At 52.5% G+C, this 13,655-nt stretch carries 10 protein-coding genes; 6 read left to right on the forward strand and 4 right to left on the reverse strand.

Features of this window, described 5'->3' with window-relative positions; genetic code table 11:
* Window positions 1-308: 308 nt before the first annotated feature.
* From BL8807_RS01900 to BL8807_RS01915, 4 genes are all read left to right on the forward strand, one after another.
* Window positions 309-710, forward strand: a complete 402-nt coding sequence (locus tag BL8807_RS01900) for a hypothetical protein (RefSeq protein WP_072723538.1) — start codon at window positions 309-311, stop codon at window positions 708-710.
* Window positions 711-1,067: 357 nt separating this feature from the next.
* Window positions 1,068-1,799 carry an arsenate reductase/protein-tyrosine-phosphatase family protein gene (locus BL8807_RS01905; RefSeq protein ID WP_072723535.1) on the forward strand — a complete coding sequence of 244 codons (732 nt, stop codon included), beginning with the start codon at window positions 1,068-1,070 and terminating at the stop codon, window positions 1,797-1,799.
* 3 nt (window positions 1,800-1,802) lie between these two features.
* Complete coding sequence (locus tag BL8807_RS01910) at window positions 1,803-3,194, forward strand: hypothetical protein (protein WP_072723533.1); 1,392 nt, start codon at window positions 1,803-1,805, stop codon at window positions 3,192-3,194.
* A 52-nt stretch (window positions 3,195-3,246) separates the two neighbouring features.
* Complete coding sequence (locus tag BL8807_RS01915; protein ID WP_143249045.1) at window positions 3,247-3,435, forward strand: hypothetical protein; 189 nt, start codon at window positions 3,247-3,249, stop codon at window positions 3,433-3,435.
* Window positions 3,436-3,513: 78 nt separating this feature from the next.
* Here BL8807_RS01915 and BL8807_RS01920 read toward each other — a convergent pair whose 3' ends face one another.
* Together BL8807_RS01920 and BL8807_RS01925 are read right to left on the reverse strand one after the other, a co-directional pair.
* Complete coding sequence (locus BL8807_RS01920) at window positions 3,514-6,030, reverse strand: hypothetical protein (RefSeq protein ID WP_072723531.1); 2,517 nt, start codon at window positions 6,028-6,030, stop codon at window positions 3,514-3,516.
* A 391-nt stretch (window positions 6,031-6,421) separates the two neighbouring features.
* A complete protein-coding gene (locus BL8807_RS01925; protein WP_083570077.1) occupies window positions 6,422-7,588 on the reverse strand; it encodes an acyltransferase family protein in 1,167 nt (388 codons plus the stop codon).
* Between the two features lie 872 nt (window positions 7,589-8,460).
* Between BL8807_RS01925 and BL8807_RS01930 the strand changes: the two genes are divergently transcribed.
* Entirely contained in the window at window positions 8,461-9,801 is a 1,341-nt protein-coding gene (locus BL8807_RS01930) for an IS256 family transposase (protein WP_226847410.1), read from the forward strand.
* A gap of 69 nt (window positions 9,802-9,870) precedes the next feature.
* Here the strand turns inward: BL8807_RS01930 and BL8807_RS01935 are convergent, their stop codons facing one another.
* Window positions 9,871-10,830: a glycosyltransferase family 2 protein gene (locus BL8807_RS01935; RefSeq protein WP_158217126.1), complete on the reverse strand. Its 960-nt coding sequence runs from the start codon at window positions 10,828-10,830 to the stop codon at window positions 9,871-9,873.
* Window positions 10,831-11,123: 293 nt separating this feature from the next.
* Here BL8807_RS01935 and BL8807_RS01940 point away from each other — a divergent pair, with 293 nt between their 5' ends.
* On the forward strand, window positions 11,124-12,221 hold the full coding sequence (locus tag BL8807_RS01940) for an acyltransferase family protein (protein ID WP_072723525.1): 1,098 nt from the start codon (window positions 11,124-11,126) through the stop codon (window positions 12,219-12,221).
* A gap of 289 nt (window positions 12,222-12,510) precedes the next feature.
* Here the strand turns inward: BL8807_RS01940 and BL8807_RS01945 are convergent, their stop codons facing one another.
* Entirely contained in the window at window positions 12,511-13,536 is a 1,026-nt protein-coding gene (locus BL8807_RS01945; protein ID WP_143147931.1) for an IS3 family transposase, read from the reverse strand.
* Window positions 13,537-13,655: the final 119 nt, after the last annotated feature.

Below are 13,655 nucleotides of genomic sequence, written 5' to 3' on the forward strand. Positions count from 1 at the left end.
CATCTCCTTCACGAAGTCAGCCACTCCAACGACAGCAGCGTCCCATCAGCGGCGTTCGTATGTTCCGATTCCCATCATTGCACACACACGCCAAGCCATACGGGATTCGTGTCGCGGATAAATGCGGAACACATAAGAAACCATCTCCACAAACGTTCATGGCTCCCATCTCGATGCGCTTGCCCCTAATGAAGCTCATCACTTGTTTCGCCTCCCCTAAGGTTTCCCGATATGATTGAGGGAGTGGTGCCGACAATGACGTCGTTTCCTTGCACCACCGCAGCGTCACTTGAAAGTAGAGAACCGTCATGAACATCCGCCGACATCTTGCCCGCACATTGATCGCGGCCATCGTCGTATTCACGTGTTGCGCCTCCGCCGTTCCCGCGCAGGCGAACGACTCCCCCAACGCCATATTCGATGTAGTGGTGAACGAATCTTCGATTTCCGTCACCGCCTCGATTCCCGACGAGCTCGCGGAGAGCGGGCTCCCGTACCTCTGGGCCATGGTCGACGGCGAAGCGTGGGGCCCATACGGCGACGGCGTCAATACCGTCGTATCGGTTGACATACCGATTACGCCCCAGTGCGGAGCCACCTACGATATCACCGTGTACGCCGGCAATATCTCGTCCATGGTTGCCGAGCTCGACACAACCACCGTCGCACTCCCCGACTCCGCCTGTGCCCCCCGACGGCGGCGATCCTGAACAACCACCGTCACCGGGCGAAACCCCTCCGACCGAGCCGACGGATCCAACAGACCCGTCACAGCCCGCACCTCCAACGCAAGACACCACACCAGATACGGCAACCCCGCTGCCCGCCACCGGCGTCAACACTACCGGTATGATCGCCCTGCTGACCGCCGCTCTACTGGCTTGCACCGCCGGTTGCGGATTCGCGCTATTGTCCCGCAAGGCACACAGCTCACGCCCGTAAACCTCGACTTCACCTCTCGGTCCGCTCCAGAGTCAGCACTGGATGTTCCGACTTTCGCTCATACTATAATTGGCTTCGGATCGCCAAGCGCAGTAACAACGTTTGCCATGCAAAAGAGGGGGAATATGCACGTTCTGTTCGTGTGCCGCGGCAATATCTGCCGTTCCGCGCTGTCCGAGTACCTGTTCCGAGACTCCTGCGGGCAGTTCGCCAGCGTCTCCAGCGCAGGTCTGTTGCATCTCGCTCCCTCTCCCATGGATCCGCATTATCTGCGATTGCTTACCTATCGCGGCATCGATGCCTCCGCTCACCGCTCCACACCGTTCGCTCCCGATATGGCGAATCAGGCCGATGTGATTCTCGTGTTCACCGATTCGCAACTCGGCAAACTGCTGGAATGGAGCCCATCCGCCGCGCACAAAACCTTTCTGCTCGACGATTTCGCCAACCTCGCCGATGCGTGCGTGCGCGACGGGGATCTGGAATCCGCGATACCGTCCACACCGGAGAACCGGTTGGCGACGATCATCGCGAACGCACCGTTCAAACGGCCTACATTGCCCCGCCCGCAAGATATTCCCGACCCATTCGGACATTCCGCCGATTCGTATCGAACCTGCGCCGAGCACATCATCCGAGCCGTCGATGTCATCGCGCAGGCTCTGACACCGTCTGACGATCCTTCCAATAGCCTGACCAGATCGGACGATTCGCGGCATTCCGCTTCTTCCGAACAGACCATTCCACACTCCGATTCCCTCGCTGCCACCAATCTTCTCGGCATGACTTCAATCCCGCCAAAAACAACGACCGCATCAACCGTCGACACCCCTTTCGGAGCCTTCCCCTCGTTCTGAATCATGCCGCACATATACCTCACCGCCTGTCGCATTTCATTCACCGGTGTCTCCCGCATCGTGTTCTACACCGCCGTGCTGCTGCTACCGGTCGACGGCCTGATATGGGGCATTCAGATGCCGTACTGGTCGCCGTTCAGCCCCGCGTTGTTCCTCCTGTTCACGCTGCTGAACGCGCGTCGGTTGCCTTATGTGGTCCGCCGTTTCCCTTGCATGGTTCCGATGCTCGTGCTGCTGTCTCTTATCAGCGTGTATGGATGGCTCACCATCGGCGTGGACTGGACGTATCTGTTCCGCACAGGTTTCGCCATACTCGCCATGTGCGCCACACTGGCAGCCTTCTGCATCGCCTTCGACCCCGGAGCATCCTCCGATCATGGCGCTGCCACGGAACCCAATACGCACGATAGCCCTCTGCTTTCACTCCATACCGTCGTCACATTGCTGATCGTCGCCTATGGCGTCGCGTTCCTGTTCGGCGTGCTGACCTGGCTTGGACAGGCCCGGCACCTCGATTGGGGACAGTTCATGAATCAGGTGAATGGCGTGTTCCTACGCCAGTATCACAGTTCACGACCGCAGTTCCTGTTCGCCGAACCCAGTTACATCGGCATGCACCTGTACGGAGTGCTGCTGCCGTTGTTCTGGCTCACCCGTGACCGCCGTCTGCCCGTGCTGATTCTCACGTTCGCGCTCGGATCGTTGGCGATGGGTTCCGGCACACGTATCGCTTTGGATAGCGCGGTGGCGTTGGTGGTATGCGCCATTGTTGAGGTTCCTTGGCGGTGGGTGTTCTCCCGCACGCGCAATATCGTGGCACTGGCAGCCGGTGCCGTCGCCGGATGCGGTGTGATTGTTGCGCTGTTCGCCACGCAGCCTCGTCTGCAGGCGTTGGCGAGCCAGGGATTGTTCGCCGGAGACTCCTCGATGTCCGCGCGAATCATCCGCACACTCGCTCCGTTGGAGGCTGGATTGCAGGATATTCCACACCTGCTGTTCGGCTTCGGCGCAGGCAATATCGGCGAAGCCATGACCCGCGGCTATGAGTCCGCCATGCGAGTGTTCCTCGCCAACGGAGGCATGGTGACGGAGGAGATCCGCCAGCTCGTCGATCCCAGAGGGCCGACGAGCAATCGCGCGGGTAACGTGTTCACGATGAACGCCTACACCTCGTTCATCACCGAATTCGGCGTGATCGCGTTCGCCGCGGCAATCGGAGTGGTGCTGTGGCATGTGACGCGCAATCATGCGTGGAACAAAACCACCATTTGCTGGCTGTTGCTGCTCGCCTATTTGTATCTACAATTCGAAGCATACGCGTTTTACGCACTTCCGCTATTTCTATGGGTAACCAGTACCGCACCACAGCGGGACATCATCATTCGCAGATCTTAAGCATCTCGCTAATTGTTGGATAACGCCCGCTTCCACATTAGTGAATGTGAATGTGCAGGCCGCTGGCTGGGAGTTAGCGAAAATCATCACAGTGAATTTAGCCACTATCGGTAGTTTTGCATTCCTGGTTGGCCTGATCACCGTGGTGCTTAAACCGAAGGATTGTTGGTCGAAAACACTGCCGTGGGTGTTGACGATCGCGGCGTTTGCACTTGCGATATTAGTCGCCGTTTTAGTGTGATGCTTGTGACAGCTGGTAGGGGCTGCGGATGTTTCCTCATTCCATCTTCGAGGAACCGTCTGCAGCCCTTAATCAGAATCAAAACGAAAGTCCTAATTTCTTCATATAGTCTTTGGTTTTCGCTATTTCCTTGGCTGTCTCCTTCGCCGATCGGTGCAGACTGCCAAGAGAGCTCTCTCGATCAATGAGTACTTCCTGCAGTTCTGCATGAGCGTTAAGAAGGAATCGCCTCGCAGCAGTCGAGTCACCACTTTGCATTGCGAGAATCCCCTGGACACGCGAGGCCAGTGCATGGTTGAACCGCAACGTCAAATAGTCAGCACTATAATGAGAGGCGAAGACCTGAAGCGCTCCATGTGACAGCTCAGATGCCTGAGCCGCATAATACTCACTATTGAGGTACAGGCCGAAACGCCAATACACTGACACCAGATTAATTAAGGATCTCAGAGTCGAAGAGGCTTCTTCGCCATCGATTTTCTTCCTTATGGTATAGGAAAAACTACAAGCTTCAACAGCCTGAGATAACAGTTCGTGAGTGGGATACACAGCACTGGCAGCGGGGTGTTCAAGCAACCAGTCATACAACGAACGACAGGATAGGCCAAAATTATTCGCATACTGTGCCTTGAGACTATCAGTTAGCGTTGAAACATTGGAATTGCCGATGCAGTATCCGTAGAATAGATATTTCAGATGTGAATACCCCTCCACTAGACGATCGCAAGTACTCCGCTCATAGAATCGCATGAGTGTAGTACCAAGATTATTGAGTACACGCAATCGAATGGGCGATTGCAGATAGGAATCATCCTGCGCAGCAATATCGTCGAAGCGCATCATCTCCCTCCTGCAAATAGAAAGGGCCGTTTCCTGATGGCATATGGCTCCTTTAAGGTAGAACAGACCCGTCTCACAGCGATCTTCCCCAAAGTAAGTTGTGAATTCTTGCGCCACATCACCTTGGCGTTCGGCTTCCTTCCGACAAAGTCGATATACACGAATTGCTGTGTCGTAAACGCGCAATTCAGCCATTTCGGAGGCGAACTTCAAAAGCACTTCAATCGAGTGACCGGATTCTATACTGTCCAGGAACCGGTAGATATTCTTGCAGAGCTGTTCATCGGCAACACGTTGATCCCCGTAATCCTTCTGAGATTGACGAATTCTCTCAGTTAGCAGAGAAAGAAAATACTTTCCCAGTAAGTCAACGAGATAGCTATTGGTCTGAGCATACAGACGTAAATGATATGCTATCACGTCGTCCATCTCGTAATACTCATCGTTCTCTGCGTTTACGCGAATGAAAGACAGATGTCTTATCTCATCCACAGCAACAACGTTGAAGCCAAAATTCGAGAATGCATTAATCAAATCCGCATCCGTCCACTTTCCTAAAAATGCACACAAATAAACGGCACCGCGAACAGAGGTCTCGAGTTGTTGCAAATAAGATTCATCCACGAAATCCATCATTGTTCTATCTTTAGAGAAATCATATTCTTGATTCCTGATCCGCTCTCTGACGTCGGCATTCTGCCAAATATCATGGAACAATCTCAGAAAAGCAGGACTTCCCTTAGACATAGCAAAAGCATACTTAGCTTCTTCATCTACATTCGCAGCCTTGCTATCGTATTCTTCCAAAAAACTTTTGGCTTCCTCGTCATTTAAGTAGCGCAGTTTGATCTCTGTGGTACATGAACGTTCGTCTTCGCTACGACATATTTCGGAGGCAGAACTATCCACAAATATCCAAAATGACCTTGCAGCATTGCTCATTTCACCGAACCACGCAAAGAAATCTTTAGTCTTATCTGCAGGGGCACCGATTTTATTGAGAGAATCCACAAACACTACGAGCTTAGTTTCGATTCCATCTTTACTAGTCGTCCAAGATTCAATATCCTCTTTGAGATACTTGCTTAGTTCAGCAAAAATCCTACCCTGTTTATAATCACATATTTCTTTCAAACGGGTATTCGCAGCCTTAATAGATTTCCAGTCCCTACAACACACGTTTTCCACAAACAAATCCATCAACGTTTCAGCCAAGGGCACACACAGACCGATTCCTTCTGGCAACCAGCTAAGAATTTTACGACCGGATTGCTTAATTTTAACTTCAAATGCCCTTTTCTTCGTATCATTCAGTAATTGCTCTATATCCAAACGAATAGCAGCAAGGTTGCCGTTGAACGCTAGTGTCCGAAAATAGGCACAGTCAAAATAAGGAGTAGGAATCCCAACACGATTCAAGTTGCGCGCGAACGCATGCAATACGCTCATCTTACTCGTGCCGTTGCCATCCGCATCAAAATAGACCAACTGAGTCGGCAACCCCATCTCGATACTCTTATTCAGTTTTAGCAATACCGAATTTAGGACGGTTGTTATCCCTGCACCTATGGGTCCTGTGATAAAGCATCGGCCATGTCGCTGATACCCAAGACTACTCACTTCGTTCATAATCGTTGAAGCGATATCCTCACTCTCCAACACGGTATGCGTATCCGAGTAAAAGGAATCATTCAAGCTGAATTGGCTGTTACTGGCATTGCTTTGTTCGCCAAGGGAATACTCGTTACCCATCATTCGATTAACCTCCATCTTCGGATTTCACTGCGTAATCTCTCTGACTGTATGTGCCCAATAGTAGACAACACGCCAAGCCTGCAAAAAAGACATTGTCTTCGCCAGATTTAACGGGTTGCAGTCCTTCACCAAATCGGACCGCCTACGCATGTATTAACGGATACTCAACGTTCGAATTGAAACGTGACGCACCTGAACAATTCACCACCGCCACCCAGATCATGAGAATAGGTTGACTGTGATGATAATGTCGGTTGTGTTCGAAGACTTACGTACTTTGAACACGACTCACCCACACTTGTAAAAGTCGGCAATTACCCTACATCCAGTCTCCGTGAAAAGGCAGCGGACATTTTGGGAGATAATTTCCTATGTAGTCCCTACGCAATTCTCAATGTTCTTCGAAGCGTGGTGATTGGTTTTCATCCGCAGGTAGGCAGATCCTCTGTATACGCGCTACCAGTTTGCTGTCTGATGCAGAATCCCACAGTCGATCAAAAAGTCGACCGCGGTGACGATCGATAGTCAGAGAGAACAACGTCTGACGCAGCAAATCCAGAACACCGGCCGCGACCATCACCGCAACCACGGCAGCGCACACCGCGATGAACGTATACCAGTGACCTGAAAACGATTCGACTGGAATGAGCCGTTGCCAGACCAGCTTGCGCATCGCCGGATACTCAGTAATCAGGTATGTCGCCAACATCGTGGACGCGAAACGATTCACCACTGCCGAATGAAACTCACGGCGCACGAACAGCGAGAACAATCCGAATCCAACCAGCAACGGCACGAGTTTGAACTCCGCAGCGGCAAAATACACCTGCATACGAGCAGCCACATGCAAACGCTCATACGCCAGTCCTCCAACCGCAGCGGAGAACAGCAACAAACCGTATCCAACGGCAAGCATCACCCACGCAGCACGGGCAGATATTGCCTGCATATGCCACCGGTAATACGACAACAGCGTATAGATGTACACGAAACTGAGAAAGTCGCCGCCAGGCAATCCCAGAGAGAAGAACGGCACAAATCCTTCGCCCACAGTCCACATCACGAAACCGACCATGCACAGCGCCAAATGCTCTCGCGCGCCCAACGCGCGTAGGCCTTTGGCTAGGAACGGGAACACCAGTAGAAACACCGCATATGCGGTGACGTACCACCATAGGCTAGTCGCAGTGGGCAGAACGGAACTCGCCACCAGTGTCGTTCCGACTCCGGCACGGTTGAACACCATAGAACATGCCAACAGCGCGAGACTCCAGAACAGCACTTCGCGTTCCAGCAGCCAAACCCTGCGGAAACATGACTTTAGCGTTCCGTCCACAGGCAAATACCACGCCGAAATCAGGAAAAAGATCACCACGCCGATCTTGCCACCTGAATACAGGAACGTTTCGAGAAGAACCTTATTCACACTCAAAGAGCTGGTCAGCAGATCCGGGACGCCATAAGCGAGAAGATGATGCGACGTGATAAGAAACATCGCAAGAATACGCAGTACCTCAATGCTGGAATTACGCCCAGCCCACCCCCTACGACGATTCATAGAAACTCCCGATTACAGAGAAAAATGTTTACCCTACGCCCCACTCAGAATAGCTCAAAAACAAGACTTCTAGGAAATAGCTGACAGCTCACGCAGAGTCTTTGGATTCAGACATCAGACCAAGGTAGTGCCCGCGGTTTATGCACTTTGGTTCCGTCCAATACTGGCGTGTATTTGATTAATATGAATTGGAGTTTTCGAGGTGGTAACATTCTCTTGGATTCGTTGAGTCGAGAAAGGGGCGTCATCATGACGTACTCGAAGAAGTAGCGGAACAGAGCCGTGGATGTGCTCATCGGGTTCGGATTGAGTCCAGCAACATGATCCACAAGCTGAGCTATCCCAGTAGGGCAATTCTGCGGAAAACAGCTGCACGTTAAGCGAACAACGCCATGACACACTCCTGCCTAGACAATATTGAACATAATCCGTTTCCTCCTGCTGGGACACTCCAGTTCCCGCACCACGTCCGCGGCGCAACGCCCGTACTTGACGTACAAGTCCACCGCCCGATCCCGTTGCGCCCTTGTATACCTCACGATGACATCCCTTCCGACTCAACGAGTCCAAGAAACGTCACCACCTCGTCCTGCTTAAAGAACATTGAACATAAACAGACGACGCTCAGCTAGGCGAAGCATGCCCAAACGAAAGACTCAATCTAGCGATTCGAGTTGACAAGCCACATAGGGACCCCCACGCGCTCCCGAGACCGGACATCCAAACTCCTTGCATCCAGTCTCCAAGAAACATCCATAGCTCCCACCGTGTACCGGGGACTGTTGCTTTAAGTGTGTAATTGGCCTGGATGGCTGGTCTTGGGGCTGGCTGGAAAGGACCGGTGGGTTATGTCTGCTGGGATAATGACTGTTATGACGACTACCAAGGATGGTGCCTCGAGGGAGCGGACGGATGATGCTGCCGGGTCTGCCGCTGTCAGGCCTGATGTCGCCGGGCGGTTGAAAGCGGCCAGGGACGCGCAGCGTGATGCGGCGGTCGAGTTCGTGCGCATGGCTCGTGAGCAAGGTTGGGATCTGACCGGGCCGGACGGCTTGTCGCGGCAGTTCACCAAGACGGTTCTCGAGACCGCTTTGGACGAGGAGATGAACGAGCATCTAGGTCGCGCCAGGCATGAGCGGAGCAGGGATGGTCGTTCGGCGAACGCCCGTAACGGGACGACGCGCAAGACCGTGGCCACGGCGTCGGTAGGTCCGGTCGAGATCGAGGTGCCCCGTGACCGGGATGGTTCGTTCGATCCGGTGATCGTGCGCAAACGGCAGCGTCACTTGTCTGATGTGGACGAGGTGGTGTTGTCCTTGTACGCGAAGGGGTTGACGACCGGTGAGATCAGCGCGCGTTCCGAGCGGATATACGGCGCGAACGTCTCCAAGGAGACCGTCAGCCGGATCACCGACCGAGTCGTTGATGAGATGGTCGAATGGTCGACGCGGCCTCTCGACCCGGTATATGCGGCGGTGTTCATCGACGCGACCATGGTCAAGGTGCGTGACGGCCAGGTCGCCAACCGTGCGTTTTATGTGGCCGTTGGCGTGGACCTGGACGGCAACCGGGATGTGCTGGGGATCTGGGGTTCACCGTCGGCAGAGGGCGCCAGATACTGGTTGAGCGTGCTCACCGAGTTGAAGAACCGTGGCGTCCGGGACGTGTTCTTCTTGATCTGCGACGGGTTGAAAGGCCTGCCGGAAGCGGTGCAGGTGGTGTGGCCGCTCGCGATCGCGCGAACCTGCGTCGCGCACCTGTTGCGCAACACGTTCAACTACGCGTCCAAGAAAGATTGGGATGCGTTGCGCCGTGACTTGAAGCCTGTCTACACGGCGGTCAACGAGCGGGACGCCGTGCGCGCCCGTGATGAGATGCTCGGCAGGTGGGCGGACAAGTATCCCGCGATCCGGGGCTTGTGGATGAACGCGTGGGACCGGTTCGTTCCGTTCCTTGACTATGGCGCGGAGATCCGTAGGATCATCTGCACGACCAATGCGATTGAGTCGCCCGACGCCAGGTTCAAGCGCTCGATCCGTGCTCGCGGGCATTTCCCGAACGAGCAGGCCGCGCTCAAATGCATGTACTTGACCGTCAGACCCCTGGACCCCACCGGGCGTGGCCAGGTACGATGGACGACACGGTGGAAGCCCGCGCTCAATGCCTTCGCCGTCACTTTCGCCGACCGTTGGCCGGCCAACACAACCGAATAAACAAACCGCCAATTACACACTTAATGAGATAGACCCGTGTACGAGCGTTTCTTTGTCGAAAAGCGGAAATTAAATCAGAAACCGAATCCACACCATGAGATATTTGACTAATTCTTTGGGGGGGAGAAACCGAATGATTGTAAATGGAGCATTTTTCCGGAACAGCGTCTTAATGAAATCTCGGAACTGAGGTTGTGCTGTTGTGGCGCTATTGGAAAATAGGTACGACCATGCGATTGCAGTGAACCAAGTAGCGCGGTACACGTCGGCCTTTGCCGATAGTTCGGGAAACATGTCACTGACTGCGCTCGACATTTCATTCAACACACAGTCGAGATCACGGTAATTTCTAGTCATGTCCGTCTGATGCATGATGGAAGATGGACGCTCTCGATACTGATATAGAGGACGGTTGATTAGGCTGATTCGCCTGGCCGCGTGCAAGACACGGTATGTAACAGCTACATCTTCGAAGTTTCGTCCTTCGGGGAAGGAGATTTTATTGTCGATATAAAGAGATCGTTTGGCTATATATTTCCAAGCATAGTTTGTCAACCTGCGACTAAGGATTAAATTGATTAATTCCTTGTCGGACATTGTGCATTGATTAGGGAAAAATTTAGATTCAACACTGGAATTTATGTATTCACCGTGTCCGTCTATTGAGCAATAGCCGTACATGACCGCTGCGGTGTGATGTCGTTGAAGCGCATTCACAGAGGCTTGAACGAGCTCTGGGTGAATCATGTCATCGGAGTCCACAAAACAGATGTACTCTCCCGTTGCATGTTGAAGGCCGGCGTTACGTGCGCCAGAAAGACCACGATTAGATTGGTGGATTACTTGAACGCGCGGGTCTTCTGTCGCCAACAAATCGCATAATGTAGGACAAGAGTCTGTGGATCCATCATCAACTAGAATGATTTCCAGATTGGTATATGACTGTTGCGTGATGCTAGCCGCACAATCTTCTAGATAGTTTTCGACGTTGTAGACAGGGACAACTATACTGATTAAAGGATTTGACATGAACGGCATCTCCGGTTCGCATAACAGTTTTAGACATCTTCATGTTAGTGTCAATAGGTAAACTGAGCAAGTTACGTAGTAGGAGGCTGACGATAAGAGTTGGCTACCTGTCAATATCAATGCACTTTTGTTGCAGATAGTGCACGAGTGTACGCAACTGATGTTTCTGCAAAACCGAGTGAAGCTGAAGGAGCGTTTCGCCTGACGTGTTTGATGCGACTCTTGGTGAATTCCTTTTGAGCCGCGAAAGAAAGCGGTATATTTGTGGATTAGGCTATTGAAGAGGGAATTATATGAATAATCAATCTGTGTCTAGCAGGCAAAACAGTCTTGGTCGTATAGCTTGGGTGGATTATGGCAAAGGGTTCGCTATGATCCTTGTTTTTTGGGGACATACACTCTGTCCGGATATGGTGCGGGATTTTTTCTATGCATTCCACATGCCATTGTTCTTCTTTTTATCTGGATATGTATTCTCTGTAAAGCACTATAATTCACTTAAAGCATTTGTGATAAAAAGGATAAGAACACTTTTAATTCCTGGCTTTGTTTTTGGTGTTGTCACCATCATAATAGTATATATTAATGGAATGATAATTGGAGAACCATATTCATTCTCTTTGATTCAATATTTGATAGGCATTGTTGCAGAAATAAGAGGAGGGAGCTATGGTGTTATCCCATGGTTTTTTACCAGTTTATTTTTAATAGATGTAAGTATGTATATTTTCGAGCGCTTCATTTCATCATCTATCAAGATGCAAATATTATTTGGTATCGTGTTCTCCTTAGTCGGATATTGTTATTCTATATATATAGGACATATCTTGCCTTGGGCGATAGAAACGGCCGCTTCAGGATTACTGTTCTTCATTGCCGGTAAAGCAATGAGGTCGATTGGTAAAGATATTGAAAAGCGTCTCTCAGTTCTTCCACTAATTTTATTCTGTGGCGTTGTAACTGAGTTGTCTGTATTGTTGAATCGATATGTAACGGGTGAACATGTGGATATATACCTTAATGAATATGGGAGTTATCCATTTTATATCTTGGGAGCTTTTGCTGGTATTGCATTTTCAATAGGATTGATGATACGTCTTGAGTCTTCTTCAAGCCTGATGCCATTGTCGACGATAATGACGTATATAGGCTCGAATTCATTGATATATTACAGTTTTAATAATGTTCTCTTGTTGGTTTGCGAAGAGTTACTGGGATTATTTATAGATATGGATAGTTCGATGATGGGTTTCGAACAAACTATTTTGGGTCTATTTATAGTGATTAGCGCGTGTTTGCTTTGTGTACCTATTGTTACAGTTATAAATCATTTTTTCCCAGAAATTCTTGGAAAGCGAGGTATTGATAGAGGAATTGGCTATGGTAAATAGTCCTGTTCTCCGTATTATTATTAACAGGAATCTTTCGCCAACCACCGTTCCAAGCACAGCCTGGTCGGATACCCCAAATCTGCGCGTCGGTCATGGGCATGATGAAATACAATTCCACCGCCCTCGTGCGCTCCTCTAGACCGGACAATCCAAACTCCTTTTCATCCAGTCTCCGAGAAAACGTCCGCCCCTTGTTTATGTTCAATGTTCTTTAGGCGGGAGTGTCATGGTGTTTTCCGCTTGAGGGGGTGGTGCTGTTTTGTTGGATTTCTTTGTTCCTGTTCCTTGATTATGCCACGAGTCCGAGCTCGCGTCTGCGTGCCATGATGCTCATGCCGTATTCGGTCTTGATCCTCGTGTCGCGGTACCAGACCATGTACTCGTCGAGCATGCTGATGAACTCGTCCATGCCCACATTGGCGAAGCCGCGCTTGTGGAAGAACTCCTGCTTGAGACGCCCGAAGAACCCCTCCGCGGCCGCGTTGTCCGGGCTGCAGCCCTTCGCGCCCGTCGAACGGACCAGCCCGCGGCTTTCGCAGATCGCGATCCAGCCCGGCCACCGGTAGTGGCAGCCCCGGTCCGAGTGGACCACCGGACGCTCCCCGTCCTTGAGGGTGGTGCACGCGTCGTCGAGCATGCCGTTGGCGAGCTCCGCGTTGGGGCTGTCGCCGAGTCCACGCGACGGGAAGCCCGCCGTGAGCGGTCGACCGCCGGCGAGAGGTACGCCTTGCCGGCCGGGATGGAGAACTCGGTCAGGTCCCGCGGCCCACAGCATGTTGGGGGCCTCGGCGTGGAAGTCCCGGTTCACCAGGTTGTCCGGGGCCTTGCCGACCTCGCCCTTGTACGAGCCGTAGCGTTTCGCGCTCTTGAACACGGGTTTGAGGCCGTTGGCGGCCATCACGCGCATGACGCGTTTGGCCGACACTCGTATCCCGGCGCTCTTGAGGTCCAGGTGGACGCGCCGGTACCCGTAGCGGCGCATGCTGCTCTCGAACGACTCCTCCACCAGGGGCGGCAGCCACGCGTCCTTGCCTGGCTTCTTCATGGCGTCGGGCTGGTAGTGGTAGGTGCTGCGGGCGATGCCGATCCGGGCGAACAGGCTCTTCGCGGTCGCTCCGGTCTCACCGGTGACCGCCCTGAGCAGGACCGCCTTCTCCCGGTTCGTCAGGTTGTCCGGGTCTGCGCCCCGCTCTTTTCCCAACAATTCCAGCGTGCCCCGGCGGATCGCGATCTCGACGTCCAGATCCGCCCGCTCGGCGCGCATCCGCTCCACGTCGCCCGCCAGCGACTCCATCCGCCCCCGCAACTCGGCCAACCGGGCCTCCAGCTCCTCTGTGTTTTGTCAAGTTCTCGTCGGCTGGATAGTCGTGTTGTTTTCCGCAGGATGTGCAGCGGGTTTCCCGCGGGATGATCGTTCCGTGGGGCCGCCCGCTG

It is taken from the genome of Bifidobacterium lemurum (assembly GCF_014898175.1).
GTDB classification, from domain to species: domain Bacteria; phylum Actinomycetota; class Actinomycetes; order Actinomycetales; family Bifidobacteriaceae; genus Bifidobacterium; species Bifidobacterium lemurum.

Bases quoted from the DNA above. Each gene is read 5' to 3' on its own strand.
- BL8807_RS01905 (WP_072723535.1), top strand. From the start codon at position 1,068: ATGCACGTTCTGTTCGTGTGCCGCGGCAATATCTGCCGTTCCGCGCTG.
- BL8807_RS01910 (WP_072723533.1), top strand. From the start codon at position 1,803: ATGCCGCACATATACCTCACCGCCTGTCGCATTTCATTCACCGGTGTC.
- BL8807_RS01940 (WP_072723525.1), top strand. From the start codon at position 11,124: ATGAATAATCAATCTGTGTCTAGCAGGCAAAACAGTCTTGGTCGTATA.
- BL8807_RS01925 (WP_083570077.1), bottom strand. From the start codon at position 7,588: ATGAATCGTCGTAGGGGGTGGGCTGGGCGTAATTCCAGCATTGAGGTA.
- BL8807_RS01920 (WP_072723531.1), bottom strand. From the start codon at position 6,030: ATGATGGGTAACGAGTATTCCCTTGGCGAACAAAGCAATGCCAGTAAC.
- BL8807_RS01900 (WP_072723538.1), top strand. From the start codon at position 309: ATGAACATCCGCCGACATCTTGCCCGCACATTGATCGCGGCCATCGTC.
- BL8807_RS01930 (WP_226847410.1), top strand. From the start codon at position 8,461: ATGACGACTACCAAGGATGGTGCCTCGAGGGAGCGGACGGATGATGCT.
- BL8807_RS01935 (WP_158217126.1), bottom strand. From the start codon at position 10,830: ATGTCAAATCCTTTAATCAGTATAGTTGTCCCTGTCTACAACGTCGAA.